The sequence below is a fragment of the Occallatibacter gabretensis genome, assembly GCF_001449115.1.
In the GTDB taxonomy this organism is placed as follows: domain Bacteria; phylum Acidobacteriota; class Terriglobia; order Terriglobales; family Acidobacteriaceae; genus Telmatobacter; species Telmatobacter gabretensis.
Window position 1 is genome coordinate 19,257 of sequence record NZ_LAIJ01000003.1, and the last position, 8,014, is coordinate 27,270.

The following is an 8,014-nucleotide window of genomic DNA, read 5'->3' on the forward strand; positions in this document are numbered from 1 at the left end:
GCAATGGTGAGGAGGCAACTCATACAGCGAACCGGCGCTTAATTGAAAATAGCATCGAGTTGCTCATCGAGTTCTGCCGCGGCTGAATCGCGCACCCTAAGCAGACCAGACGTAAAGATATGAAGATGACTGTTCCAGAAACCTGCAGTTACGATCAAGCCTTTACAGTCAATTCTGGTCGCGCCGCGTGGGATTTTAATCTCGCGAGCTGGTCCGATGGCAAGGATTTTGTCTTGATGCACCAGAATCGAGCTATTTTCGATTGGCGGGTCCATCGGGGAAGGATAGATTTTGCGCCGACCAGGGCCAGATCGGAGGCGCGGCATGGGCCACCCAGGAGACAAGCGGCTGCCACAACCAGGAGAAGCAAAGGACCAATTCCTAACCGCATATGCGCACTATACGACTTCATTAGCGCGAATGTTACAAAGAAACGTTTAAGCCCGGCACTTGCGGCTGACCACTCCCACCTCGTCTCTTCTTTTCTGAGCAAATGGGATTGTCAAACTCTCAAGGTTAACTCGGCGCGACCAAGGGCATGATCCTTCTCCAGTCTGGCCGAAGAAGTGCAGCCGTTCCCGCTAAGTCCACTGCCGATGTCACCGTTCATGCGGGTTCGTATATCGAAAAGGCTTTAATCTTGTACCCCGAAAAATGCATCGTAATTCATTGAGTTCAGTAAGGAGAGATAATGCACACACGGCCAACCTAGTCTGGATCTATTCAAATTTCTCTTGTTTCGATCGCGGTCAAGATCTTCCCCGCTACTAACCCTGGCCGCCAGATTGAATTTCATCAGATCGATCGCAAGACGCACAAACGGGTACAGCATCAGAATGTCGACGAGGCAGGAGACGTTGGAAAAGCGGACATTGTCAAAGGCTTTGAGTACGCCAAAAACAGATACATCGAGATATATCCGGAGGAGCTAAAGACGCTTCGTCTTCCAACCGCGACCACAATGTAGATCAAGCAATTCATCAAGGCTGAAGAACTGTCGCAAGCACTCTTTGAGCGACCCTATTTTGTAGCGCCTAAAGATAATGCCCAGTCAAAGGCGCTCAGCATCATGTGCAAAGCGCTCGCGCAGACGAATAAAATGGGGATCGGCGAGATCGCCTTTAGCGGTCGCGAACACTTGGTTGCCATTGCAGCCCGTTAGATCCAAAACAGAAGGGCCTAATGCTCTATACGCTTCGTTATGAGGATGAACTGCGTAATCCAAAATCCGTAGTTTCGGATACAAAAGAAGCCGCTGTGGACGCGGGCGAGCTTTCATTGGCCAAGCAGCTCATAAATGGGAGCACCTCGAAGTTCGATCTGTCCACCTACAAGAACGATTATGAAGCAGCCGTCAAGAAACTGATCAGCGCGAAGCGGAAACCCTTTGGCGGAAGACGAGCCTGAACAAGCTAAAACCAAAGTGGTAAATATAATGGACGCTTTGCGGAGCGGTCTGGCGCAGGATAAAAAGCCTAGAAAGGTGAGCAAGAAGAAGGCAACTCGAAAGAAGATTGCGTAGAGAAATCCCCGAGATCAGACATCGGCTTGGTCAGGGCGCCGACGAAAAGCGGCGCAAAGCAAAGATCGGTATAGCTAGGTGGGCTTTATCCTGGGGGGCATAGAATTCGAGTAGAGGTATTTGGATGCTCTACAAGAAAATCAATCTCGAACTCATCGTTCCAGCGGATGAATCAGATCTGGTCCTTTCGGAATTGGACTCTGCGCTCGACAACATGGAAGAGCGATGCACCCTATTCGGCGGTGGAACTGAGATAGAGACAGTGGAGCACTTGGGAAACTGCAGAAAAACGGTTCTTTCGCATACGCTGGCTGCGGGCAAAACCGCCGTTGCAGCCGTCAAATCGGCTCGCGAACGTGTGACCTCGGCCTTGCAAAATTCGTCGCTTTGGTGACGATAAAGATCCTCACAAGGTCGTGCGGGAAACATGACCTGATGCCGCTTACGGTTCTCAAACCAACGCAGGTGCCCCGCGCCGCTAGTCAAACGATCTCGATAACGATAGGCGTGTGATCTAAAGGTTTCTCCTCGGCTCGGGGAGTCCGGTCAATTTCGCATTTCAATAGCCGTTTAGCGACCTCCGGCAAAAGAAGAAAATGATCGATGCGAATCCCGCGATTATATTCAAAGGCTCGACGGAAGTAGTCCCAGAAAGTAAATTGGCCGTAACCATGCCTGGGAAACAGCTTCTGCAGGTCGAGCGCGCCATGGGCAAGCTTGTCTGGTGGGAAGCAGACGTCTTCGAGAATGAGAGATGTACCGCTCGGGCGCGCGCCACCGATCGAAGGCAGCAGGCCGCTGCGAATCGTCCAGTACTGTGCGGCTAGATGCGGGTCTTGAGTGAACTCCGCTTTCTCAAGCAACTCGAGCCCGTCGAGTACGGACTGCGCTGCCGCTGCGGCTTCCTTGAGCCTCACAGGGCTAGGCTCTCGGAACTCGACGAGTAACGCGGTGGCCTCGCCAGGTAATCTCTTCCAGCGATCAGGGACACCTGGCTTGCCTTCTACGGCCCTCAGGCAACCACGATCGGACAACTCGGCTGCGACTGCACCGTGTGCGATGAAGGGCGCGACTGCGGCGCACGCGGAATGCATGTCAGGGAAAACAAGAAACGCTGTGAGACGGAACTTGTCATCGGGGACAGTCTCGAAGACTCCTTCGGAGATGAAGGCCAGGGTTCCTTCCGAGCCTACGAGCAGTTTGCGGAATATCCCGAGCGGCGTTGATTCATCGAGAAAGGCGCCCATGTGGTAGCCGGTCGTGTTCTTGATGCTGTACTTCTTCTTGAGGCGTGCGGCGAGGGCTTCATCCCTGTCAATCTCCGCTTTGATCTCCATCAGTCCTGCAGCCAAATCCGGCTCTGCGAGGTTGAATTGATTCTCCGCCTCAGAATCCGCTGTATTAATGTGTGTGCCAGAGGGGAGCAGGAATGATATCGACTCGAGGGTCTTATACGAATTCTCGATCGTTCCGCAACACATCCCGCTGGCGTTGTTTGCGATAACGCCTCCTACGGTCGCTACGCCGGAACTCGCTGGATCGGGCCCTAACCGATAGCCATAAGGGTGGAGCGCGAGATTGGCTCGAAACAGGACGGTGCCTGGACGTACTCTAAGACGTTTACCGCCATCCTCCACCTTGGTTCCAACCCAGTGCTTGCGGGCGTCGATCAGAATTCCATCTCCTTGCGATTGGCCGCTGAGACTCGAACCGGCAGAGCGAATGGTCACCGAGAGCCTCTTCTCCTGCGCGTAGGTGAAGATCTTTGCGACCTCATCGACGGTGCGCGGCGTGACTACCACTTTCGGAAACATCCGATAAGGACTTGCGTCCGTGGCGTACTTCACAAGATCGATCACTCGCGAATGGACCTGTTCCTTGCCCAGAATCTCCACAAGGTCATCTCGAAGCCATAGGGGTGTGCCAAGTGCTAAGTCCTCTGGAGCACGATCATGTGTGGGCTTATGTTCAACAGGGGTGATACGTTCCGTGCAGGGCTGCAATAGGGTCAGCATAATTCTTCTCCAGATCTAACTTGAGGGACAAGCCATGGTTTCAGAAACCGGGGATTGTGAACCAACAACCGTAAAGATTTGTTCATAGTCAGGAGAAAAGTCAGCTACCCGGAAGATATACAGTGTCCGAGTGTTTGCCCTTCGTTCGTTTCTCCAGATTTTGCCGCAATGCGGAAACCATGCGTCTTTGGGTTCTCCTCGGGCGTATTCAATCGAGTTGCATGCGCTAATGAAAGACGCTCTGATCCAACGCGCTTTATCCTAGCGTCATTCAGCAGAGCTGCACATTCCATTTTTCTGCTATGCGTTGAACGCATTGCTTCAACTGGCGTTAAGACGGATATGGGATAGCAGGATGGTCTGAGGCCGATTCCGAATCGGTCAAAACATGGATTTTGAGAATGCGCTTACCAACGCCTGGCGGCTCTCAATAGGTGAGGCCCAACGTGACCAACTCCTGATCGTCCTAGTCACGGTCGCGAGAACTGATGAACGCCTAACCGCCAACCGGACGCCGCGCCGCGTCATTTTTCAAGAAACCATTTGACGAGAAAAGTCTGTTGGCTGCAGTCTCCGTCGCTCTGCCGCAAGCCCGTTGGACCCGTTCTGGATCCCCTTCAACACCTCGTTATAACAGAGGTGCACGAGACGCTTATCCGTTTCCATGGTGTGTTTTACCAGACATCGTGACCGGCTTACGAATGCAGGGCACGGCCAGAGTGCTAGTCGAGCGGCTCGCGTCAGGTCCTTAGCTGAAGAAATTTCTGCGTCATTTTGGCATTTGTTACTCGGATATACATATTCTGACCGGACTCAAGTGGTCATACCACGCGAATAGTGAGAAACGGAATGCAATTTCACCTTGATAGATGAGGATTGTGCTTTCCCAGCCGGATAGAAATGCTCGCTCTTGATTGACCAAGCACTCTGGTTTTGCGGTCTATTGCTCATTCCAGTTATACGCAGCAAGAACTTTCCCGTCGATTCCAACGAGCAACATGGCAGCACTCCCGCTCTCTAATCTTCCCGCAAAATGATGTCCGCTGCGCACATCGTCAAAAGCAACCTGCTGCAGGTTGGATTCGGAGGTAAGCACATACAGCGTTGCTGCCGGAAATACCGTGGGAGCGATCAAGATTCCCGGATCGGTGAGCGTTGTCGCGTACACCGGCATAACGCTCGCGGTCTTGAGCGCATAACGATATGCTTTTCCAACCAAGTCGATATTGTCGCTAAGTTCCAGCGGCAGGGCCGAAAACAGAATCTTCCCTTTTCCTATCGTTTTTTCAACCCATACATCGCCATTAGGCGTCTGAGCCTGGCTCAAGACTGTCGTCTTGTTGCCCGTGAAGCTCAGTTCCTCGTCGCCCCACGGGAAATGCGCTACATGATCGCGAATCGTCAGCGGAACCGTACTGTAGGGAATCCCAATCGCATCTTGCCGTCCCGTAGCGTGGAAATGTGCATCGCCATCAAAGGGTCCCGTTACCAGCAGTGTAGCGCCTCCCTTCACGCGCTCGGTGATAGCTTGCCACGCGGCATCCGTCAGTCCAAATGGGGACGGAAGCAAAATCAGCTTCGGCGATCCCAGCAGATCGATCTGGTACTCGCCCACGGCATACGCCTGCGACCGCGCAAGTCCATAGAGAGCACGAACCGCCGTTTGCTGTGCTTCCAGCGCAAACGCCTTTACCACAGAAAGCTGCAACGATTGCGGCAACACGATCGCAACTTCAGGCAACGTAAGCGTGGTTGCCGACGGTGCAGCCTTGCGCGCAAACTCTCCCACATCGCGCATCTGGTTCTCCCAGACTTTTGAGGAGCCGTCGCTGCGCTTCATGCCGAAATCGACCTCGCGGTCCCAGTCCCACTGCATTGCACCTGACGAGCCAGCTGCAAAGCCCAGTGCCCACTTACGCTCGGTAAGTCCCAGACCGGTGAACTCGTCGTATCGCCACGCGCCGTCCGGCGCCCACACCGGCTGATATCCGGTTTCGCCCGTGATGTTTGGCACACCGGGCCGCTTCGCCGCCACTGAATCCCACAGCAATGCATCGTCTTGCCAGTATGTGTGGTTCGTAGTAAACGACACTCCCGCACCCCCGTAGAACTGATTCAGCACGCGGTCCGTTACGCCACCTTCATCCTGCCCCACATTGATCAATTGCCTGCTTCCCGTAATTCGAATCAGGGAAACCATTGAATGCACCCAGTCGCTGAACATATCCTGCGCGAAGAGGTTGTAGTCGACGGCCCGGACCTGCCGCGGATTTCCGGAGCGGTCATAATTCAGATCGGAGCCTGAAGGTAGAGGAACAGCATCGAAGCCACCAAGCTGCTCCGCAGGCATTGCCCACGCATCCCCAAGCGCCGACAGCTTGTCGTCATATTTCTTGCGCAGCCATCTGTGCCACGCCGCCACTTCGCTGGGATCGCCGTTAGGCACATTGCCATGAAAGACAAGCCTCGGGTTCGAGAAGCTTGGCTCGTTGATCAAATCCCACGAAAGCCATGGGACATCTTTGAACCGCTCCACCACGGATCGCACATAAGCCTGTTCCATACGTATCGCGGACGGATCGAGGTAGGGATTCGGCGGAGTTGCGCTAGGATCTTCTCGTCCAGGCATTCCAGATCGCGGGGAGAACGCAAAGAACGTAAAGTTCACAGCAATGTGATGCCGCTGTGCGCACAGCAGGAAAGCCTCTAGATTCCGCAAAAAACGCTGGTTCGCACCGCCATTCGCATTGTTCTCGATAAAACGTCCATTCGGCATCCAAACGCCAGTGCGGACAAAACTCACGCCGTGCTGCTCCATCTCCGCAAAATCTCGATCCCATATCCATGCGTTGCGCGGCCCGGAAAAATCCCAGCCATTCGATTCCGTTGAGAAGTAATTGGTGCCGACAGGAAAGAACGGCGCGCCATCGCACGTAATAAAATCACCACGAGTTGCGAGTACCGGCCCGGCCTTAACAGCGTCTTCCTCTCCCACCCAAAAGCCGTTCTGATGAAACGCGCGAAACTCTCCACCCTCGCTGTATACCGCAGCAACTCTGTAGAACCCGGCCGGCAACGCCTTATGGAACGGAACCGACAGGTCGGCGGCTCCGGTTTGGGTCACGGCCAGCGTCTGCATATCAATCACAGCAGATTCCGAACTCAGGGTCACTTTCAATTCGCCTGTCCCGGGGATGCCCGATTTTTCCTGATGCGGGTTGTGCAGGTGCGCCGTGATCACTGGCGGTTCTCCCGGGCGGATTACTGAAAAGAGTGTTTCAACCGAAAAATCTATCGCTCCCCACCGCGCATAGCCCGCAGATTGCCGTATGAGCGTAACGCCATCGTCGCTCTGCCAATATTCCGGCTCCGGTTCAAAGTCGAGCGCAACCACGCGGCTGCCCATCATCGGACCGAACGCATAATCGGCAACGATCACTGGCGCTGCCACCAGCAGCCCCTTGCTGTCGGACATATATCCAAGCCCGTTCAAGCGCCCCTCCACCGTGAAGAACCTCTTTGCGCGTAAACGCGGAGAAGCGCCCAGAGCGTAACCCGGTCTCCACGCAAACTCAGCGTCCGCGGGGACAGGAACTTCATAGGTGTGGCGGAAGTCGAGTGCGCGTGCGTAAGTGTCCTGCGGCCGCGTGGCCTCGTATTTGCCGTCAACGGATGTGACCGGAACCCGTAGTGGCTGGCCGCCCAGAACGAGCAGGTTTCCTCCGCCGTGGAGATACGAATCAATCGATTTCCAGGCGTCAACGGGAAGCGCGGAACCATACGGCAGTATCAGCAGGTCGGCATGATCAAGCGTAGCCAACTGGTTAAGCGAAGCAACATCGGCAAATACCGGCTCCATTCCGCTGAGCGCGCGTGCCAGCGCAGATCGTTCAACCGGCTGGCTGGCAATGGTCGGGAAATTTGGCTGCCAGAAAACCACCACCTTGGCACAAACCGAAATCGGAAACATACTGAGCAGTGTCAGGAGCAAGGCCGCTCTGCGCGAACGGAGCATTGTCTTTGAAACATGGGCAAGCAACGCAATTTGCATGGAGAACTCCCTGCCTGGATGAAGAAACAGCGTGCATACAGTGCCGAACAAGCCGAATCGTGAGGTTCCCGCTTCGCCAGAGAATCCGCGTTCATTGACCACAGCTTGAACTGGGTGATAACGTTTCCACCGAACCATACCAGACACCTTGCCGCGTGACAAGAAAGGATTCGTCGTGCGCAGGACACTCCGGAGACATGTCATGAATGTGCGAACGACTCACGTTTTTCCGGTCTTGGCGGCGCTTGCCGCACTGGCAGCATTTTTCGCGCTTCATGTCCAACAGACTCATGCACAGGCAGATCAAGTGCCACTGGGCATCTTTGAGAGCCATGGAGATGTAGGGAGTGTGCTCCACGCCGGCGCAGCCCGCTATGATGCCGGGGCAGGAACGTACACCGTGACAGGCAGCGGCGAAAATATGTG

Annotated in this window: 6 protein-coding genes and 1 pseudogene; 4 read left to right on the top strand and 3 right to left on the bottom strand. The window is 54.6% G+C overall.

Annotation, left to right across the window (positions count from 1 at the left end; all coding sequences use genetic code 11):
- Window positions 1-38: 38 nt before the first annotated feature.
- On the bottom strand, window positions 39-275 hold the full coding sequence (locus tag VO84_RS22730) for a hypothetical protein (RefSeq protein WP_058185958.1): 237 nt from the start codon (window positions 273-275) through the stop codon (window positions 39-41).
- Window positions 276-727: 452 nt separating this feature from the next.
- On the opposite strand from VO84_RS22730, the pseudogene VO84_RS23265 reads away from it, so the two are divergent.
- The 3 genes and pseudogenes from VO84_RS23265 to VO84_RS03745 all read left to right on the top strand — a co-directional run bounded on the left by VO84_RS23265 (window position 728) and on the right by VO84_RS03745 (window position 1,916).
- Window positions 728-1,162: pseudogene (locus tag VO84_RS23265) on the top strand (Ku protein).
- 20 nt (window positions 1,163-1,182) lie between these two features.
- Entirely contained in the window at window positions 1,183-1,407 is a 225-nt protein-coding gene (locus VO84_RS03740) for a Ku family protein (RefSeq protein WP_058185959.1), read from the top strand.
- Window positions 1,408-1,646: 239 nt separating this feature from the next.
- Window positions 1,647-1,916, top strand: coding sequence for a hypothetical protein (locus VO84_RS03745; RefSeq protein ID WP_058185960.1), 270 nt, complete (start codon window positions 1,647-1,649; stop codon window positions 1,914-1,916).
- 88 nt (window positions 1,917-2,004) lie between these two features.
- Here the strand turns inward: VO84_RS03745 and VO84_RS03750 are convergent, their stop codons facing one another.
- Window positions 2,005-3,537, bottom strand: a complete 1,533-nt coding sequence (locus tag VO84_RS03750; protein WP_231737771.1) for an FAD-binding protein — start codon at window positions 3,535-3,537, stop codon at window positions 2,005-2,007.
- Window positions 3,538-4,477: 940 nt separating this feature from the next.
- Complete coding sequence (locus VO84_RS03755) at window positions 4,478-7,507, bottom strand: beta-galactosidase (protein ID WP_197413880.1); 3,030 nt, start codon at window positions 7,505-7,507, stop codon at window positions 4,478-4,480.
- 283 nt (window positions 7,508-7,790) lie between these two features.
- On the opposite strand from VO84_RS03755, the gene VO84_RS03760 reads away from it, so the two are divergent.
- Window positions 7,791-8,014: hypothetical protein (locus tag VO84_RS03760; RefSeq protein WP_408033302.1), on the top strand; the 224-nt coding region annotated here is incomplete at its 3' end.

Bases quoted from the DNA above. Each gene is read 5' to 3' on its own strand.
- VO84_RS22730 (WP_058185958.1), bottom strand. From the start codon at position 275: ATGGACCCGCCAATCGAAAATAGCTCGATTCTGGTGCATCAAGACAAA.
- VO84_RS03740 (WP_058185959.1), top strand. From the start codon at position 1,183: ATGCTCTATACGCTTCGTTATGAGGATGAACTGCGTAATCCAAAATCC.
- VO84_RS03745 (WP_058185960.1), top strand. From the start codon at position 1,647: ATGCTCTACAAGAAAATCAATCTCGAACTCATCGTTCCAGCGGATGAA.
- VO84_RS03750 (WP_231737771.1), bottom strand. From the start codon at position 3,537: ATGCTGACCCTATTGCAGCCCTGCACGGAACGTATCACCCCTGTTGAA.
- VO84_RS03755 (WP_197413880.1), bottom strand. From the start codon at position 7,507: ATGTTTCCGATTTCGGTTTGTGCCAAGGTGGTGGTTTTCTGGCAGCCA.